Origin of the sequence: Frankia sp. KB5, assembly GCF_002099325.1 — a bacterium.
Taxonomy (GTDB): Bacteria; Actinomycetota; Actinomycetes; order Frankiales; family Frankiaceae; genus Frankia; species Frankia casuarinae.
In genome coordinates this window covers 13,218-31,676 of record NZ_MRUJ01000117.1, presented here as the reverse complement: position 1 = coordinate 31,676, position 18,459 = coordinate 13,218, and the positions used below count along the sequence as shown (strand labels likewise).

At 69.1% G+C, this 18,459-nt stretch carries 14 protein-coding genes and 2 pseudogenes; 8 read left to right on the top strand and 8 right to left on the bottom strand.

What is annotated here, in order from left to right:
• Together KBI5_RS12830 and KBI5_RS12825 are read left to right on the top strand one after the other, a co-directional pair.
• On the top strand, positions 1 to 1,073 hold a 1,073-nt coding region (locus KBI5_RS12830; RefSeq protein WP_085015354.1), incomplete at its 5' end, for an epoxide hydrolase family protein.
• Positions 1,074 to 1,641: 568 nt separating this feature from the next.
• A pseudogene (locus KBI5_RS12825) lies at positions 1,642 to 2,804 on the top strand (benzoate/H(+) symporter BenE family transporter).
• A 117-nt stretch (positions 2,805 to 2,921) separates the two neighbouring features.
• On the opposite strand, the pseudogene KBI5_RS28715 reads toward KBI5_RS12825, so the two are convergent.
• From KBI5_RS28715 to KBI5_RS12795, 6 genes and pseudogenes are all read right to left on the bottom strand, one after another.
• A pseudogene (locus KBI5_RS28715) lies at positions 2,922 to 3,600 on the bottom strand (uracil-DNA glycosylase).
• Positions 3,601 to 3,639: 39 nt separating this feature from the next.
• Entirely contained in the window at positions 3,640 to 4,671 is a 1,032-nt protein-coding gene (locus tag KBI5_RS12815; protein ID WP_198537682.1) for a zinc-binding dehydrogenase, read from the bottom strand.
• 79 nt (positions 4,672 to 4,750) lie between these two features.
• A complete protein-coding gene (locus KBI5_RS12810; RefSeq protein WP_241882847.1) occupies positions 4,751 to 5,386 on the bottom strand; it encodes a Uma2 family endonuclease in 636 nt (211 codons plus the stop codon).
• A gap of 989 nt (positions 5,387 to 6,375) precedes the next feature.
• Entirely contained in the window at positions 6,376 to 7,824 is a 1,449-nt protein-coding gene (locus KBI5_RS12805) for an ATP-binding protein (RefSeq protein WP_236701496.1), read from the bottom strand.
• A gap of 510 nt (positions 7,825 to 8,334) precedes the next feature.
• On the bottom strand, positions 8,335 to 9,243 hold the full coding sequence (locus KBI5_RS12800) for an NAD(P)-binding domain-containing protein (RefSeq protein WP_085015350.1): 909 nt from the start codon (positions 9,241 to 9,243) through the stop codon (positions 8,335 to 8,337).
• Complete coding sequence (locus KBI5_RS12795) at positions 9,240 to 9,635, bottom strand: NAD(P)-binding domain-containing protein (protein ID WP_085015349.1); 396 nt, start codon at positions 9,633 to 9,635, stop codon at positions 9,240 to 9,242. The genes KBI5_RS12800 and KBI5_RS12795 overlap by 4 nt, the downstream gene beginning before the upstream one ends.
• A 143-nt stretch (positions 9,636 to 9,778) precedes the next feature.
• Here KBI5_RS12795 and KBI5_RS12790 point away from each other — a divergent pair, with 143 nt between their 5' ends.
• Positions 9,779 to 10,138 (top strand): helix-turn-helix domain-containing protein, encoded by a 360-nt coding sequence (locus KBI5_RS12790; protein ID WP_011437677.1) that lies wholly within the window; start codon positions 9,779 to 9,781, stop codon positions 10,136 to 10,138.
• Between the two features lie 397 nt (positions 10,139 to 10,535).
• Here KBI5_RS12790 and KBI5_RS12780 read toward each other — a convergent pair whose 3' ends face one another.
• A complete protein-coding gene (locus tag KBI5_RS12780) occupies positions 10,536 to 10,943 on the bottom strand; it encodes a type II toxin-antitoxin system VapC family toxin (RefSeq protein WP_085015348.1) in 408 nt (135 codons plus the stop codon).
• Positions 10,940 to 11,176 carry an AbrB/MazE/SpoVT family DNA-binding domain-containing protein gene (locus KBI5_RS12775; protein WP_085015347.1) on the bottom strand — a complete coding sequence of 79 codons (237 nt, stop codon included), beginning with the start codon at positions 11,174 to 11,176 and terminating at the stop codon, positions 10,940 to 10,942. The genes KBI5_RS12780 and KBI5_RS12775 overlap by 4 nt, the downstream gene beginning before the upstream one ends.
• Before the next feature lie 1,023 nt (positions 11,177 to 12,199).
• Here KBI5_RS12775 and KBI5_RS12765 point away from each other — a divergent pair.
• The 5 genes from KBI5_RS12765 (at position 12,200) to kdpB (ending at position 18,459) form a co-directional block, all read left to right on the top strand.
• Entirely contained in the window at positions 12,200 to 13,051 is an 852-nt protein-coding gene (locus KBI5_RS12765) for a DUF72 domain-containing protein (RefSeq protein WP_011437673.1), read from the top strand.
• Between the two features lie 96 nt (positions 13,052 to 13,147).
• On the top strand, positions 13,148 to 13,900 hold the full coding sequence (locus tag KBI5_RS12760) for a response regulator transcription factor (protein ID WP_035958678.1): 753 nt from the start codon (positions 13,148 to 13,150) through the stop codon (positions 13,898 to 13,900).
• A 644-nt stretch (positions 13,901 to 14,544) separates the two neighbouring features.
• A complete protein-coding gene (kdpF, locus tag KBI5_RS12755; protein WP_023840421.1) occupies positions 14,545 to 14,634 on the top strand; it encodes a K(+)-transporting ATPase subunit F in 90 nt (29 codons plus the stop codon).
• Positions 14,635 to 16,296: a potassium-transporting ATPase subunit KdpA gene (gene kdpA / locus KBI5_RS12750; RefSeq protein WP_085015346.1), complete on the top strand. Its 1,662-nt coding sequence runs from the start codon at positions 14,635 to 14,637 to the stop codon at positions 16,294 to 16,296. It abuts the gene before it with no gap.
• A complete protein-coding gene (gene kdpB / locus KBI5_RS12745) occupies positions 16,297 to 18,459 on the top strand; it encodes a potassium-transporting ATPase subunit KdpB (RefSeq protein ID WP_085015345.1) in 2,163 nt (720 codons plus the stop codon).

Here is an 18,459-nt window from a genome sequence, read left to right as displayed (position 1 = left end):
GGCCGCAACCGGCCCCCGGCCCGGCCTGGTCCCAGGGCACCGACCTGGCGTTCCTCCAGGGAATGCTCGCCGACTGGGCCACCTTCGACTGGCGTGCGGCCGAGGAGAGAATCAACGGCGGGTACGACCAGTTCGTCGCCGAGGTGTCCGGGCTGCGGGTGCACTACGTCCATCATCGGGTGCCGGGGGCCGACGGTCCGCCGGTCATCCTGACCCACGGCTGGCCGAGCAGCTTCGTGGAGATGCTCCCGCTCGTCGACCGCCTGCGCGACCCCGCGGCGTACGGCATCGACGCTCCCGCGCGGGATGTCGTCGCCGTGTCCCTGCCCGGGTATCCCTTCTCCGAGCGTCCGGCCGGGGAACACACGCTGCGGGACACCGCGCGTGTCTGGCACGACCTGATGACCGGGCTCGGCTATCCCCGGTACCTGGCCGCGGGCAGCGACTTCGGTTCCGGGGTCAGCACCTTCCTGGCACTCGACCATCCCGACACGGTGGCCGGGCTGTACCTGACCGATCTCGAACTCGACCCCGTCCTGGACCCGGCCGTCGACCCGACACCGCTGTCCCCGGCCGAGCGTGCGTATCTGGACGCCGGCGAACGGTGGTCGCTGACCGAAGGCGGCTATCACGCGATCGCGTCCACCCGGCCCCAGACCCTCGCGTACGGGCTGACCGACTCGCCCGCCGGGCTGGCCGCATGGCTGCTGGAGAAGTGGCGTGCCTGGTCGGACTGCGCCGAAGGCCGGGTGCCCCGAGTGTCCCGGGAGTTCCTGCTGACCACGCTCACGCTCTACTGGGCCACCGGTTGCGTCGGGAGCACGCTGCGCGACTTCCACGACAACCGCCAGGTCCAGGAGGGCATGACGGTCGGTGACCGGGTCCTCGCCCCCACCGCGTTCGGGCGTTTCGGGAACGGCCTGGATGACCTTCGCCCGCCCCCGCCCGAGTTCGTCGGACGGCTGTGCCGCGTGGTGCGCTCCACGGTGCACGACGAGGGCGGGCACTTCCCCGCGGTGGAGGTTCCCGACCGGCTCGCCGCCGACATGCTCGCCTTCTTCGCCGAATGCTGACCCTCGGATCCCGCGCGGGGATGACCGGATGGCCCGGCCCGGCGGCCCGGCGCACCACCTTCCCGCGTCCGGACCGCGGCATCCTCCCACTACAGGCCGTGCAGTGACAGGACGTGCAGTGACAGGACGTGCAGCGCCTCCCGGCGGGCCTGGGCATCGGAGGGGTGGGGACGCCCGGTCGTGACGCTGTCCGGCGAACGTCCGTCGGGCAGCACCTTCCAGGGCGCCAGGTTGTGGAGACGGGAACTTCGTGTGAGCGGACGATCCCGCCGCCCCACACCCCCACCGCTCGCGCCCCGGGAGAGCCCGGGGCCGGGCTGGTCACCCGCGGCCGGGTGCCGGTGGCGGCCGTGGCCTCGTGACGGGTGCCGTATCCGCGGTCCGTTTTCATGGTCCGCCGCCGAACGGCCGACAGTAGTGTTCCGGGGATGGAACAGCGCGATCGTGACCTTCCGGACCTACCGTCGGCGCCGATCCCGCTGTCACCGTGAGCGACGGCGGTTCAGGCCGGTCGGATCCGCCGGATCCCGCGGACGGCGAGGCGGCTTCGGGGGTTCGGGGCACCCATCTGGTCAGCGCAGGCGCCGTCACGGCGCTGGTCGGGTTCGCGAGCACGGCCGTCGTGGTGCTGGCCGGGCTGCGGGCGGTCGGGGCGGACCCCGCGCAGGCAGCCTCGGGCCTGCTTGCCGTCACCGTCACCCAGGCGCTCGGGACGCTGTGGCTCAGCCGCCGGCACCGGATGCCGATCCTGCTCGCCTGGTCGACGCCGGGCGCGGCGCTACTCGCCTCGACCGGCGCGGTCGACGGTGGCTGGGCGGCGGCGGTCGGGGCCTTCGCGGTCTCGGCGGCCTGATCCTGCTGACCGCGCTGTGGCCCCGCCTCGGGACGCTCATCGCCGCGATCCCAGCGCCGATCGCGCAGGCGATGCTCGCCGGTGTCCTGCTCTCGCTGTGCCTCGTGCCCGTCCACGGGCTGGTGGACCATCCGGCGCTCGTCGCGCCGGAGGTCGTGGTGTGGCTGGTGCTGCTGCGGGTCGCGCCGCGCTGGGCGGTGCCGGCGGCGTTCGCCGCCGCGGTGGTGGCGGTCGGGATCTGGTTCGGCCGGCACGGCGGGCCCGACAGGCCGCTGCTGCCCCGGGTCGCGCTGACGGCACCGACGCTGAACTGGGCGTCGATGCTCTCGCTCGCGGTTCCGCTCTACGTCGTCACGATGGCCTCGCAGAACGTGCCGGGTGTCGCGGTGCTGTCCTCCTACSGGTATGCGGTCCCCTGGCGGGAGGCGATGACGGTGACCGGGGTCGGCACCGTTCTCGGCGCGTTCGCCGGCGGCCACGCGATCAACCTGGCCGCGATCACCGCGGCGCTCGCCGCGAGCCCCGACGCGCACCCCGACCCGCGACGACGCTGGGTCGTCGCCCACCTCGCCGCCTGGACCTTCCTCGCCCTCGCCCTGCTGTCCACGCTCCTGGTGACGGTCGCGGCCGCCGCCCCCACCGGCGTCACCACGGCCCTCGCGGGCCGCGCCCTCGTCGGCACACTCGCCTCGGCGCTGACGTCGGCCCTGGCCGACCCGGCCGAGCGGCAGGCCGCGGTCGTCACCTTCGTCGTCGCGGCCAGCGGCGTCACCCTCGCCCGCGTCGGCGCCGCCTTCTGGGCCCTCGCCGCCGGCCTCCTCGTCCGCGCCGCCCTGCGCCGCGGCCCCACCCCCGCCGGTGCCCCCGCGCAACGCTGACCGGCACCCTCCCGGACCGCAGCCCGCGGGGCAGGGCATCTCACGTCTGCCGGGGCGCCGGTGTCGGCCACGGTCAGGCGCCGTGTCCCGGAGCTTCCGGGCCGAGCGGCGGGCGGGTCACGGGAGGCTCCAGTCGACCGGCTCGGCACCCTGGCGGCGCGGGAGGTCGTTGGCCCGGCTGAACGGCCGGGACCCGAAGAAGCCCCGGTCGGCCGACCGCGGTGACGGGTGGGCGGACTCGATGGTCGCGGCACCGTCCAGGAACGGCCGCAGGCTGCGGGCCTCGGCACCCCACAGGATCGCGACCAGCGGCCTGCCCCGCCCGGCCAGCGCCCGGATGGCCTGTTCGGTGACCGGCTCCCAGCCTTTGCCCCGGTGCGAGCCCGGGCTGGCGCGGCGCCGTCGTCAGCGCCCGGTTCAGCAGCAGCACCCCCTGGCGCGTCCAGCCGGTCAGGTCGCCGGTCGAGGGCCTCGGCACGCCGACGTCCGCGCACAGCTCCTGGAAGATGTTCAGCAGACTGCCCGGCAGCCGGCGCACCTCGGGTGCCACCGCAAAGCTGTAGCCGATGGCCATTCCCGGGGTCGGGTAGGGATCCTGTCCGACGATCAGCACCCGCACGTCGTCGAACGGCTGCTGGAAGGCCCGCAGGACATGCGGGCCGGCCGGCAGGTAGCCGCGCCCGGCGGCGATCTCCGCCCGCAGGAAGTCGCCCATGGYGCTGATCTGCCCCGCCACCGGTTCGAGGGCATGCGCCCAGCCTGGCTCGACAAGGTCCCGCAGTGGTTGCGCCGGCATGGCCGGCCATGCCTACTGCGCACCACCGACCACCCCTGCCTACGCCCCACCGCGGCCGAACTTCCAGCCGGGAATGTCGCCGATGGCCGATGGCCGATGGCCGATGGCCGATGGCGTGGTGGCGTGGTGGCCGGTGGCGTGGTGGCCGATGAGGCGGCGGGTGTCCCGTGCTGTCCCGGGGCCCGGGGAGGCCCGCTGCGCCGTCGGCCGGGTGGCGCCGTCGGGCGTGGTGGCGCTCGGCGGTGCCGGCTGTCCCCGTGGGGGCCGGGTCCGCGGGGGCCGGGTCGCAGAGGCCGGGTCCTCGACGTGGGCGCGTTTCCCGCCGCCGGCCGTCAGGCCGGTTTCGACGCGACACCCTCGTAGGCGAAGCCGACCAGGGCAGTTCCGGCCATCGGGTATGTCCTGGCCGACTCCAGGGTCAGCCCGGACCGCCCAGCGCACCTTCGTCACCCAGCCGGGCGTCGTGTAGTCGACGACGGCATCGGCCCCGAACTCGACCGCGACGTCCGCCTTCGCGGGACTGCCCACGGCAGCAATCACGGTCGCGGCCCCGGCAGCCTTGGCCCGCTGCACCAGAAGCGAGCCGATCCTGCCCGCCGCCGCAGTGATCAGAGCGGACTCGTCGGGCCGGACCTGGATGGCCGACACCAGGCCGACGGCGATGGCGCCGGCCTGGAACACCGCCACAGCGGACCCGAGGGTGAGCCCCTCGGGCACCTCGTAGACGCTGTCGGCCTCGGCCAGGGCCAGCTCCGCGTACCCGCCGGTCATCCCAGCCGTGCTCGCCACCACCCGCTTGCCGGTCAGCGACGAATCGACGTCCGGTCCGACGGCGGCGACCCGGCCGCCAACCTCCAGGCCCGGGATGTACGGCTTCGGAAACGGATACCGGCCGGACCGCACGATGACGTCGCCGTAGCCGACCCCGGCCACCTCGACAGCGACCAGCACCTCGCCGACCGACGGCTTGGGATCCTCGATTTCCTCGACCCGCGGGACCCCCGGCGGGCCGAACTCCCGCACCCCCGGGACGAGTGAAGCGATGGCGCCACGCTGATCCGCGACATCCAACCGTGCCAAGATCGTCTCGCACGGCTTGCAACAAATGACTGGGAGGGCCAAAATTGGTCCTGTCGACCTGTCGGGACGCTCAGAAAGCCAGGTCATCCCAGGTGATGGTGATCGGGATGGGGTTGGTGATTTCCGGTGGTCCGCCGGCCTCGTCTTTCATGAGGGTGCCGAGGTGTTTGTAGAGCATGCTGGCGCGGTCGAGGGCGTAGCGTTCGATGCTGGTGACGCCGTCGTTGTCGAGTCGGATGATCCAGTAGTGCTGGATGCCGGCGCGGGCGTATTCGCCGAGCTTGTCGGTGGTGTCCTGGGTCTCTGAGCCGGGCGAGACGATCTCGATGACGAGCAGGGCGTGTTCGGCGCGGAGCCGTTCGCCGCGGTCACGATCGAGGCAGCGGTAAAGGATGACGTCGGGCCGGCGGTTGAGCAGGGGGRTGTCGCGGAGCCGCAGGTCGACGTCGTTGTTGACCGTCAGGCAGCCGTACCGGCCTGACTTCACGGCGTTCCGGGCGTGCCGCTCCAGCAGGTTGGCGAGCCGCCGTCCCGCGGTCTGGTGGTCCGGGGCGGGAGCCTCACAGAAGATGATGTAACCGTCGACGATCTCGATCGACCGGGCGATCTCCTCCGACAGCGCCTCGTACTCGGCTGCCGTCACGCRCGCGGGCTGCGGGCGCAGGTCGCGCAGCCAGCTGTCCTCTGGCAAGGCCGTCGTCACCATCGCCTCCCGGGCGGATGAGTCGTCACGCGTCCAAGACGTCGGTGGGACGCGACCATCCGATCCCAGCGTAGATCCTGGGCTCGCGTGGACGCGCATCGCAAGGCAACGCGACCGCGTCGAAGCCGCAGCCGCCGTCGGGGCGCCCCTCCGCGGCAGGGCCGTGCCCCGGACCGGCCACGGCCGCGCCGGTCTGTGACCACCGCTGGGTGGTGTGATCTCCTCGACAGGATTGCAACCAGACGGATCTCTGTACAGAGGAGTATTCGACGTTCACGGTCGCGCGTGACGTGCGTCGATGCAGCTCAGCACACCGCATAGCCGGATAGTCCTCATAATCCTCCGGTCGTGGGTTCGAGCCCCACCAATTTTTTGATCATTCCTCCGACCTGGGTGGATGCGGTTTACGATCTATCCCTTTGAGATCCAGGGCTGTGGAACGATCCTGGTCAGGACCTCGACAGGTGGTCCGAGCCCCGCCTGGACGACCAAACCCGCAGGTAGATGCCCAGATCTAGGGCCGCCGGGGCTTCTGTCGAGCAAGGTCATCCCGCGCCGCCGCGYCCGCACTCGAGACCGGGAAGTGGATCCCTCCGTCAAGGTCGCCCCCAAGGTCACCCGCTGTCCAAGGTCGGCGCGGGGATCACGGAGCGTGCCCGTGCAGGGTCGTCAGATGCCTGCGGCAGGCCATGAACCCACTCATCCTCTGATGACTCTGCGTGTACATCGGCGTCCACGAGTTCCGTCGCTGTGGCTCGACTGATCGCGCGGCCACACCACGCGGAGTGCAGGCCGTTTCGCCCCATGCGTGGCTTTCGGGGCGCATCAAAGGACCACGCATGGGGCGCCGATGCTTCTCACCCTGACCAGCGGCGGTGACGTGATTCATCTGGCTCGCGCGGTGGACTCGGCGTCATCTGGCCGGGTGGAACATGGGGATGGGCCAGGCATGGTCCAGGGCGTGTAGTGGTTGGCGGGTAAGGATCGATCGGCTATGAGTCCGTCCGCTGGTAGGTGGTGGCCCTGCCTCTGCCGCCGAGTTGAAGGATCAGCCCGCGGCCGCGCAGGTTTCGCAGGGCCTTGCGGATGTTCGGAGCGGACAGCCCGAGCTCTTCGGCGAGGTCGCTGACTGTTCGTCCCTGACGGGTCAGGGCCTGGTAGACGCGACGCTCCGTGGCGCCCAGCGGGGGCTCGGCGGTTGCCACGGGCGTGGCGGTCGCGAACTGGTGGAGGATGACGGTGAACCGGATGCCGCTGTCCACGTAGTGGGCTGACGGCAGGCCACAGTCGGCGAGAGCCTCGGTGACGGTGGGAATCCCGCTGGCGAGGGCTTCGATAACCCGAGCTCCGGTCTGCGCAGAGCGGACGTGCTGGCAGATCGCGACCAGGCTGGCGTTGCGGGCGGAGGTCACCGCGTCGCGTCCGAGCCGGTCGACGGTGATGCCGTACAGGCCGCCGGGATTGGTCACTACCAGGCGGTCCCGCAGAAGCCGCACTTCGACGGCCAGYCCGGCGGACCAGTGATCGAGGTCGCGGTGGATCAGCGCGTTGGCGACCAGCTCACGGAAGGCGACGAGTGGGTAGATCGGACGGTCACGAACGCTGCCGTCCATCTCGGCGACGATGGCGGTGTCGAAGGTATGTCGGGCCCAGAGCAGCGCCGCGTCGAGCATCCGCGGGACCGGTCCGCTGATGGTGACCTGGTTGCGGGCCCGCGTTGCGGCGGAGCCGGTGGGCAAGGGCTGCGCGGCGGCTTGGATGACGTAGCGAGGGAACCACTGTTGGGGATGGACCCCGAGAGCGAGCAGTCCCGCGACAGTTGGYTGCCCGCCATCCATCGTGACCCCAGCCCGGCGTAGGAGCTCGGTGTCGTCGGGAAAACGGCCGAGCCCGGCCGGGTCGCGTTCGCGGACAGCGAGTAGAAAAGCATCGACGAGTTCGGTGTCCAGCTCGTCGATGGTGGCGTCCTCGACAGGTGAACGGTCGAACAGCGGTGGCTGGCGAGCGGCCAGGAACCCCTGTTCCTCCACGTCAGACAGGGCGTAGTCGCCGTCGTAGCCACGTAGGTACGCCCTGCCGGTCGCGGTGACGCGACAGGGCTTGGTCGACCGGTCGCACTCCTGGACCTGCGCAACCACGACCGCGGCCCCGTCAACCTCCCCGTCTTCGATCGTGAGACGGACCGGCGGTGTGAATGCCCGGGCCCTGGCAGCCAGGCCCTGCTTGAGTACCTGCGGGTCGCTGAGCTCGACGGGGCGGAACCCGGCCCGCTCGTCGAGTCCCAGGATGATGGTCCCGCCCCCGGGCTGATTCGCCAGCGCGCTCAGCGTAGAGGTCAACGAGGCGGGTAACCCGCCGGCGGCAGACTTGACCTCCACCTCGGTGGTGTCGCCTCCCGCCGCGCGCAGGAAGGCGATCGTCTGGCTCACGTCACGTGGCACACCCAAATGTAACCACGACGGAGTTACATTTGGCGTGTGGCGGTTACATTTGGCGGTTGTGGCTCGCGCCCCAAGATCGGAGAACATGGAAGATCGACGGCGGGACGGTCGACACTGGCTGCGAGGGGTACCGACCGGCCGCCCTCCCCTCGATCGCAGGAAGGTCGACGCGACCACGACGCCCAGCGGTCACGATCATCGGGCGGTCTGGAAACGGGCGGCCTGGAAACGGGCGGAACCGCCCGGCGTAGACGAGGAAGAGCTTGTCCGGGATCCGGGCCGGTGGGAGCCGCACGCCCCTTGCCGGATTGCGGATGATCCGGGTACGTCGGGCGGCCGGTTGACTCCACGACTCGTGACGCTATCCGATCATCACCCACCGGCCCGCGAACGCCACACGATCACCAAACAAGATCTACAAGGCCGCCGCGCAACCGACGTGAACAGCTACCCTGTGCCAGGTACGCAGCTTGCGTGGCCCGGTGGTAGGACCGTGGTTCTGGTCGTTCCTCAGTCGCAGCCTTTGAGCATCTCGTAGAGAACGGTCCAGTTCTCGGTGCCGCGGCCCGCGGTGACGGCCTGGTCGTAGTGCGCCTTGACGGCTTTGGGCAGCTGTGTGTCGATGCCGGCCTTCTCACTCGTCCACACGATGTGGTTCGCTGTGGCGCCCATCATCCGTGCCGTGCTGAGGTCGCCGGGGTGTTCGCCGGCCTCCAGGCGCCGGGCCAGGTCCCATCCGTCTCCGATCATCGTCGGGATGTCGGTGAGGGTGTTCAGCGCGCCGGGTAGGAAGTCGGCGGCCGGGACACCGGCGGCGGTGACGAGCGCGGTGGCGTGGAGCAGGCTTGACAGGGCGGTGAGGAAGACGTCGAGGTGCGCCTGGTAAAAGAGCTGGGCCAGGCCTGGGTCCTCCCCGAGGTACCGGGGCTCGCCGATCAGTCTGAGCGTCGGTTCGTGTATGTCGAATACCGCGCGGGGCCCGCTGTAGAACACATGTGCCCCTGGACCGCCGACGGCGGGAGCGGGCACCATGACGCCTCCTGTCACGAAGCTCGCTCCGTGTCTGGCCGCCCATCCCGCCGCATCCCGGGAGGCATCGGGGGTGTCCGAACTGAGGTTGACCAGGACCTTGCCGGCAAGGACAGCGGAGGGTCGCGAACTTTCGGCGACCGGGTCGAGGATGTCGTACATCGCCTGGTAGTCGGTGAGGCTGAGGATGGTCAGCTCGCTGGCGGCGACCKCGGCTGTCGCTGTGGGTGCCAGCGTGGCGCCCCTGACGATGAGGTCGTCGGCGCGCCCCTCGGTGCGGTTCCACACTGTCACCGGATGGCCGGACCGCAACAGGGACGCGGCCATTGCCCGACCCATCGGGCCAAGGCCGACGACCGTCACAGGAGACAGACCGCCCTCGCCGCTCATCGGGAGCTCCTGAGCTCTTCGAAGATGCGGGCGGTGCCCTGCTGGCCGTATCCGGCGGTGATCTGCCGGCGCACGATGTCGTGGACGGGCCGCAGCACCTCGACATTGACGCCCTGGTCCAGGCTGGCCGTCACCAGCGATTCCAGCGCGGCTTCGGTGAACTCGACCACAGAGTGYACCGACCGATGGTCAAGCAGGCAGGCGACGACCACCCCGCCGCCGATGATCGCCTCCTCGACGGTCTCGGCGACGGTGGYGCCACGATCGCCGAGAGCCCGTGCTCTGCCTGGAGTGTGGTTCCACACCACGGTTGGTCGGCCGGCGTCGAGAGTCGCGGCGGCGAGCGCGCTGCCCATCGCGCCCAAGCCCAGGAAGGTCGTACAGGTCGTCATGGATTGCCCTCGCTCCGCTCGGTGGTCTGACTGGCGTGCCGTCCCGACTCTCCGCCCGAACCTTCCCCACCGGCAAGTACCTACAAWTTTGTTCAATACTTACCAGGAAGTAAGTGGCCAGCTGAGGCGAGGTTGAGGGTCTGATGGCGACGAGCGCGAGGCGCGGTCCCTACGTCTGCGGCATAGACGCCGGTATGGACGTGGTGTCAGGGAAGTGGAAGTCGCTGATCCTCTGGGAGCTGAACAACCACGGAACCCGGCGGTTCGGAGAGCTGCGGCGCGGCCTTCCCGGCGTCAGCGAGAAGATGCTCATCCAGCACCTGCGCGAGATGGAGGAGGACGCCCTGGTCCATCGCGAGGTGTATCGCCAGGTCCCGCCCCGGGTCGAGTACTCCCTCACCGAGCATGGCATCTCACTCAACGAGGCCCTCCGCCCGCTAGGCGAATGGGGGAAACGACGTTGCGAGCGCCTCGCCGTCGAGGACGCGCTCGAATCCGCGTAACCGGCCGCGCCTCGATCACCACGATCCCCACGATCATGGTGACGAGGCGGACCGGAGCCGCCGGAACCACCAGGTTTGCGGAACGCACGTTCGACTCGGATACGGATGGTGCCGGCTGGGCGGTCATCGGGCACCGCCGCTGGTCGGCGCCCGGGTCCCGACGGGCGAATGATGATTTCAGGACCCATCTGGGCGGCGTCCCTGCTGACCCCGCGGACCGCTCCGGTCGTGTCGCTGTCGCCATGGGTGTAGAGGGTGTATGGACGGCCGATCGTAGCTTCCAAGATCGGATATTAGACGACGTCGCGGAACTACCGGAAAGTCGGATCCATCAATTGATTACGCGGCGCGTCCGCGAGGATCGGGAAGTGAAACGTACTCGGAGTCGCGAGCCACCTCAAGCGACAACAATGACCTTGACTCCAAGCGCGTCATAGGTCCCGCGTGCGCGAGCATCCCTCGTCGCGAGGGCCAGGCCGTGCTCCTTGGCAGCCAAAGCCACCAGCCCATCGTAGACGGCGCCCCCAACAATACCGACGCGACTCAACGTCGCGTGAACCTTCCGCGCATGCGGTCCGCTCAACGTTAACGGTGCAGTGAAGCGCACGTCGAGCAGACGCGCGGCGTCCGGCCCGGACAGTCTCGCGTCGCCGGGCATTCTGGTGAGTACCGAATAGGTCTCCACCAGCGCATACCCACTCAGCGCAAGCTCCCSCCCGCCCCACCATTGCACCACATCCGCGTGGTGCGTGTGCGAACGTACCAGGAGCGGAACCGCGACACTCGTGTCGACCGCAATGGTCACCTGYGGCCTGCGTCAATGAGGCCGAACAGGATGTCGTCGTCGACGGGCRTATCGCCGRCTGACACGAGCACACCATCCTCCTCGACGAGGYGCGCGGTCCTGCCGGCAGGCACGATCTGGACACCGGCGCCATAGGGCGAGATGTCCACCTTCGTTCCCGGGAACAGGCCCAGCGCCTCGCGGAGGAGCTTGGGCAACACGATCCGGCCCGCCTGATCGACAACGGCTTCCATGGGAAAACGATACCATTGTGATCCCATCGCCGGAGGCCTCGCCAGCCAGGGCGCGATGTTCCTCCGGGTCTGGAACCTCGCCCCCCACAAGGCCGGGCGAGATGATCGCGACTCCGGCGTCCGCATCCCCGCGTCGGTGGATGCGGCGGATCATTGTCGTGCGGTCGGCAAGAAGCGTGACATGAGCGGCGCGGTGTCCGGCGGCGCGGTGTCCGGCGGCGCGGGTCGAGGCCGTCAGCTCGGCGAGCAGGTCGGAATCGAGGATGGTCATCGGCGCGATCACCGGGTCCTCGGGACCCTGGAGAGCAAGACGGAGCATCTCGCTGACCGCCTGGCGCCACAGGGGGACGTCGCGGAAGTCCCGCCGAAGAATAGTCAGGTTCAGCCAGACCAGCATCGCCCAGCACCCACACACCACGATCGAGGCCCGCGGTTGACGAACGGCCCCCGGGGTCCGACCAGTCTGTGTGGCCCTCATGCGGTGGCGGTCTCCACGCACCGCCGCACGAACAGGCCGCCGTTCCCCAAGGCCGCCGATCCCCAAGACGTCGTCGAGCAGTCGCCGCATACGCTCGGTCTCTCGTCGGCGGTGCAACCGCGGATGTCAGCGGATGTCATCCGAAGCCGCCGTTGCCCAGTACCTCGGCGAACCGTCTCCGGTCAGGGCGTTTGAGGCGGGTCGGTGATGGTGCCGACGCCTGGACCCGGTCACAGGAAAGCTGTCGCGCTCGGAGAAGCCCAGCAGCCCGGCGGTATCAGTTCTCTCGTCCAAGTTGCCGGATCCGTGGCTGCGGGCCCTCCAGCTCCGGAGCTTGAAGGGCTCCAGATCCGTAGGTCAACTAGACTTCGCCAGTACGGAAAGGATAGTGGATCGCTGGAGCGCGGGCTGTCGGCCCGCGGCGCACCGGACGCCGGGGGCGGACTCGACGCCCGGACTACAGTACCTGTGGCACGGTCGCGACTTGGCGGGCGAACTCGGTTCCGGCTGCCTCGGGAGCAGTTTGTTCATGGAGGGCTTGGGTCATGCGTCTTCATGTGGGGTGCGCGATGTGGGCTCACAAGTCATGGCAAGGGCGCTTTCTGGCGCATCCGCTCCCGCCTCACGAACGCCTGCGAAACTACGCCAGCTGGTGCAACGCGGTCGAAGGGAATGCAACGTTCTATGCGACTCCGGCCAGGAGCGCCGTGGCCTCGTGGGCGCAGCAGACCGACGCCGACTTCCGATTCGTGATCAAGCTGCCAAAAACCATCACGCACGAACGCCGCCTGACGGGCGTCGACGAAGCGTTACACGCCTTCCTGGAAGCGATCGAGCCACTCGGCCCACGGGCCCATGCCCTCTGGATACAGCTACCAGGATCGTTCACCCCGGCCGACGTCCCCGTGCTTGCCCGCTTTCTGCGCCGGCTCACCAGGTCCCACCGGTACGCTGTGGAGGTCCGCCACCCCGCATTCTTCAACGACCCTCGCGCAGCGCGACTTCTCGAAGGAGTCCTTGCCGCCGCGACCGCCGAATGGATTCCATTCGACACCACCACATTCTTTCAAAGCCCGCCAGGCAGCGATGCCGAACGAGAAGCCTGGACCAGGAAACCGCGCGTGCCGCTCCGATCGCTCGCGTTGACCGACCGGCCGATCGTCCGCTACCTCGGCCGCGACGCCTCCACGCAGACGATCAAAGGCTGGCAGCGTTGGATTGACACTGCCATCGAGTGGCTGCGCGAGGGTCGATCACCCACCGTGTTTATTCACACCCCGGACAACGCCGACGCGCTACTACTCGCCCGCTGCTTCCACGATGACGTACGGGTACGGGTGCCTGAGCTCGATGCACTGCCTCAGCCGATACCGACCGAGCCCCTGACCCTCTTCTGATCCGGACGGGCGAAGGCGCAGGGGGCGAGGATGAGGGATGATGCCAGGGTAGGAGGCGCCGCCGGTCCGGAGGTGGCTGGAGGGGACGGGGCGGATATGACCCGTCTTCTGTTCGTGGAGGACGAACCGCAGCTGCTGCGGGCCATGCGAATCACCCTGCGCGCTCGGGGGTTCGAGGTACGCACAGCGCTGGACGGCCGGCACGCGCTGTCGGAGGCGGCGTCGTGCCCACCCGACCTGGTCATTCTGGATCTTGGCTTGCCCGACATGGACGGCGTTGAGGTCATCCAGGGGCTACGGGCTTGGACCGGGGTTCCCATCATCGTGTTGTCCGGTCGCGCCTCGGGCCACGACAAGGTGGCCGCGCTCGACGCCGGCGCCGACGACTACGTCACGAAGCCGTTCTCGATCGACGAGTTGCTGGCCCGGGTCCGGGCCGTGACCCGCCGCGCCACCAGCGCGGAATCGGTGACCGTTGTCGACCTCGGCCGGTACCGGATCGACCTCGGCGAAAAGCGAATCAGCTCACGAGACAGCGCCGACGCCGACGCCGACGCCGACGCGGGCAGCGGTCATGAGGATCCATCCGCGACCGGTGGAGAGGACAAGCCGGACGGTCCACGCCTCACCCCGACGGAATGGCGGCTGCTGGAAGCACTGGTACGCCACCCCGGCAAGCTCGTCAGCCATCAGCAGCTGATCAGCCAGGTCTGGGGTCCCGGCGTGGCGGACGACAGCTCCTCGCTCCGCCTCTACATCAACAAACTGCGTCGCAAACTCGAACCCGACCCGACCCGACCCCGCTACCTGACCACCGAACCGGGCCTGGGCTACCGCTACCAGCCGTAACCACCACGCCTCATTGGCACTCACGGTGGTGTCCGGACACCCCGGCGTCCGGACACCCCGGCGTCCGGACACCCCGGCGTCTGGACACCCTTCGCGGGGATCACCTGGACAGGGCGGGGCGGACCGGCCTGGTCCCCGCCCGGGCGGCTGTCCGTACACCCTTCGCGGGGATCACCTGGACAGGGCGGGGCGGACCGGCCTGGTCCCCGCCCGGGCGGCTGTCCGTACACCCTTCGCGGGGATCACCTGGACAGGGCGGGGCGGACCGGCCTGGTCCCCGCCCGGGCGGCTGTCCGTGGACCACCGAGAGGTGTTCTGCGTCTCATCCGGGTTGTGCACACCGAGTTTTACGCGGGTGCGGATCTCGTCCGGGTCGGATGCCGTGTGAGCGCCGTGTTGAATTTTCGGGATTGGGCGTCATTGGACCGTTAGCTTCGCTGGTCCGCTGGCGGCAAGGGCTCGATACTGGCACCTGCCATCAGGCCAGGACACCGGCCAAGGCGGCGACATTTGTTCCGATCTCATCCAGATCCGATCTCATCCAAAGTAGAAGGCAGGAGTTCCGTGCGTGACGTTGTCTTCGTACTGCTGACCCTTGCGGTGTTCGCGGTACTCGGGCTAACCCTCAAGGCGGTGGAGAAGCTGTGAGCGTGGAGAACATCGCCGGCCTGATCCTTGCCGTAGCTCTCACGATCTTCCTCGTGGCGGCTCTGCTGTCCCCGGAGCGGTTCTAGATGGGCACGAACGCCGCAGGCGTCATCTTCATCGTCTCGATGGTGCTGGCTCTTGCCCTGACTTACCGGCCATTTGGCGACTATATGKCCCGGGTGTATATGAGCGGGAAGCACCTGCGGGTGGAACGCGGTATCTACCGGCTGGTCGGGGTGGATCCGGACGCCGAGCAGCGCTGGTCGGTGTATGCACKCAGCGTGCTGGCGTTCTCGCTCGTATCGGTGCTGTTCCTGTACCTGTTCCAGCGGGTGCAGAACCACCTGTGGCTGGCGCTGGGCCTGCCGGCGGTCAAGCCGGACCTGGCGTGGAACACGGCGGTCAGTTTCACCACGAACACGAACTGGCAGGCCTATTCGGGTGAGTCGACGATGGGCCATCTGGTCCAGATGTCCGGTCTGGCGGTGCAGAACTTCGTGTCCGCCGCGGTAGGCATCGCGGTGGCGATCGCGGTGGTGCGCGGCTTCGCCCGGAAGAAGACCGACCAGCTGGGAAACTTCTGGGTGGACCTGGTCCGCACCGTCGTGCGGATCCTGCTGCCGGTCTGCGCGCTCGCGGCGATCGTGCTGATCGTCGGCGGCGCGATCCAGAACTTCCACGGGAACACCACGGTCCCCACCCTGGCCGGGGGGGAGCAGGCGGTAACCGGGGGTCCGGTCGCCAGCCAGGAGGCCATCAAGGACTTCGGCACCAACGGCGGCGGCTTCTACAACGCCAACTCCTCGCATCCCTTCGAGAACCCGACCTCCTGGACGAACTGGTTCGAGATCTACCTGCTGCTGTCGATCGGGTTCGCGTTGCCGCGGACGTTCGGCAAGATGGTCGGCAGCACCCGGCAGGGGCTGGCGATCGTCGCGGTGATGGCGGTGCTGGCGCTGGGCAGTCTGGGAGCCAACGAGGTGTTCCAGGCGATCCACCACGGCACGGTGCCGACAGCGGTCGGGGCGGCCCGCGAGGCTACGGAGACCCGGTTCGGTGTGCCGGATTCGGYGCTGTTCGCCACGGGGACGACGCTGACGTCAACCGGGTCCGTCGACTCGTTCYATGACTCGTACACCAGCCTGGGTGGCGCGACGCTGCTGTTCAACATGATGCTCGGCGAGGTCGCGCCCGGCGGCACCGGATCGGGACTCTACGGCATCCTGGTCCTTGCAGTGATCACGGTGTTCGTCGCGGGTTTGATGATCGGACGAACGCCGGAGTACCTGGGCAAGAAGATCGGTAGTCGAGAGATCAAGTTCGCCTCGCTGTATTTCCTCACGATGCCGGTCATCGTGCTGGTCGGCACCGGCCTGGCGATGGCGCTGCCGGGGGAACGGGCGGGGATGCTCAACAGCGGGCCGCACGGCCTGTCCGAGGTGCTCTACGCCTTCACCTCGGCGGCGAACAACAACGGCTCGGCGTTCGCCGGCATCACGGTGAACACCGACTGGTACAACACCGCGCTCGGCCTCGCGATGGCGTTCGGGCGGTTCCTGCCGATGGTCTTCGTGTTGGGGCTGGCCGGATCGTTGGCGAAACAGCAGCCGGTGCCGGAAACCGCGGGAACACTACCGACGCATCGCCCGCAGTTCGTCGGCATGCTAACCGGCGTTACCGTGATCATCGTCGCTCTGACCTTCTTCCCGGCGCTCGCGCTCGGGCCGCTTGCGGAGGGTTTGCACTAGATGTCCACCTCGACCATTGCGGGTACGCCGGTTCCGGCGCCCGCGCCGACCCCGCCGCCGGCTCCCCGGCGAGTGCAGGGGGGGCTGCTCGACCCGACGATGCTCCTGCGGTCGACGCCGGGCGCGCTGCGCAAGCTCGACCCGCGCACGCTGTGGCGCAACCCGGTGATGTTCATCGTGGAGATCGGCGCGGTGTTCACCACCGTCCTGGCGATTCGGGACGAGACCGCGTTCAGCTGGCTGATCACGGTCTGGCTCTGGCTGACCGTGCTGTTCGCCAACCTCGCCGAAGCGGTTGCGGAGGGCCGCGGCAGGGCCCAGGCGGACGCGCTACGCCGCACCAAGACTGACACGATCGCCCACCGGCTGCGCGACGACGGCCGGCTTGAGGAGGTGCCCGCGCCGCGGCTGCGGCAGGGCGACACCGTCGTCGTCGAGGCCGGTCAGTTCATCCCCGGGGACGGCGACGTCATCGAGGGGATTGCCAGCGTTGACGAGTCGGCCATCACCGGTGAGTCCGCGCCGGTGATCCGGGAGTCCGGCGGTGATCGCAGTTCGGTGACCGGCGGCACCCGGGTGCTGTCGGACCGGATCGTCGTGCGGATCACTCAGAAACCGGGCGAGAGCTTCATCGACCGGATGATTGCGCTGGTGGAGGGGGCGAATCGGCAGAAGACCCCGAACGAGATCGCGCTGAACATCCTGCTGGCCGCCCTGACGCTCACCTTTCTGCTCGCTGTCGCGACCCTGCAGCCGTTGGCGATCTTCTCGAAGGCGCAGCTGCCGGGCGTGCCGGACACCGGTGCGCTGAACGGCGACGGCCTGTCCGGGATCGTGATGGTGTCACTGCTGGTCTGCCTGATTCCGACGACAATCGGCGCGTTGCTGTCCGCGATCGGCATCGCCGGCATGGACCGGCTGGTCCAACGCAACGTGCTGGCCATGTCCGGCCGGGCCGTCGAGGCCGCCGGCGATGTCAATACCCTCCTGCTCGACAAGACCGGGACGATCACCATTGGCAACCGGGAGGCACGGGCCTTCGTCCCGGTCGGCGGCACATCGGAGAATGACCTGGCCAGCGCGGCCCAGCTGTCCTCGCTCGCGGACGAGACCCCCGAGGGCCGCTCCATCGTCGTGCACGCGAAGAACACCTACGGCCTGCGGGAGCGCGGTCCCGGCGAGCTCAGCCACGCCCGGTTCGTGGCGTTCACCGCCCAGACCCGGATGTCCGGGGTCGACCTCGATGCGATCGACGGGGGGGCGAACCGGCAGGTGCGCAAGGGAGCGGCCAGCGCGGTGATCACCTGGGTGCGCGATCTTGGTGGCGCCGTGCCCGCGGAGACCGGGGAGATCGTGGACGGCATCTCCGCTTCCGGTGGCACCCCGCTGGTCGTCGCCGAGGCCACCGATGGCGGCCTGGCCCGCGTCCTGGGCGTGATCCAGCTCAAGGACGTCGTCAAGCAGGGCATGCGTGAGCGGTTCGACGAGATGCGCCGGATGGGCATCCGCACCATTATGATCACCGGTGACAATCCGCTGACCGCCCGGTCGATCGCCGAGGAGGCGGGCGTCGACGACTTCCTCGCCGAGGCCACGCCCGAAGACAAGATGGCCCTGATCAAACGAGAGCAGGCCGGCGGCAAGCTCGTCGCAATGACCGGCGACGGCACCAACGACGCCCCTGCGCTCGCCCAGGCCGATGTCGGCGTGGCGATGAACACCGGCACGTCGGCCGCCAAGGAGGCCGGCAACATGGTCGACCTCGACTCCAACCCGACGAAGCTGATCGAGATCGTCGAGATCGGGAAGCAGCTGCTCATCACCCGCGGGGCGCTGACCACCTTCTCGATCGCCAACGACATCGCCAAGTACTTCGCGATCATCCCGGCGATGTTCGCGGCGATCTACCCCGGGCTGGACGCGCTCAACCTCATGYGGCTGCACAGCCCGCAGTCGGCGATCCTCTCCGCCGTCATCTTCAACGCGCTCGTCATCGTCGCCCTGATCCCGCTGGCGCTGCGCGGCGTCCGTTACACCCCGTCCAGCGCGTCGGCGATGCTGCGTCGCAACCTCTACATCTACGGCGTCGGCGGTCTGATCATCCCGTTCGTCGGGATCAAACTCATCGACCTTGTCATCCAGTTCATCCCGGGAGCCCGGTGA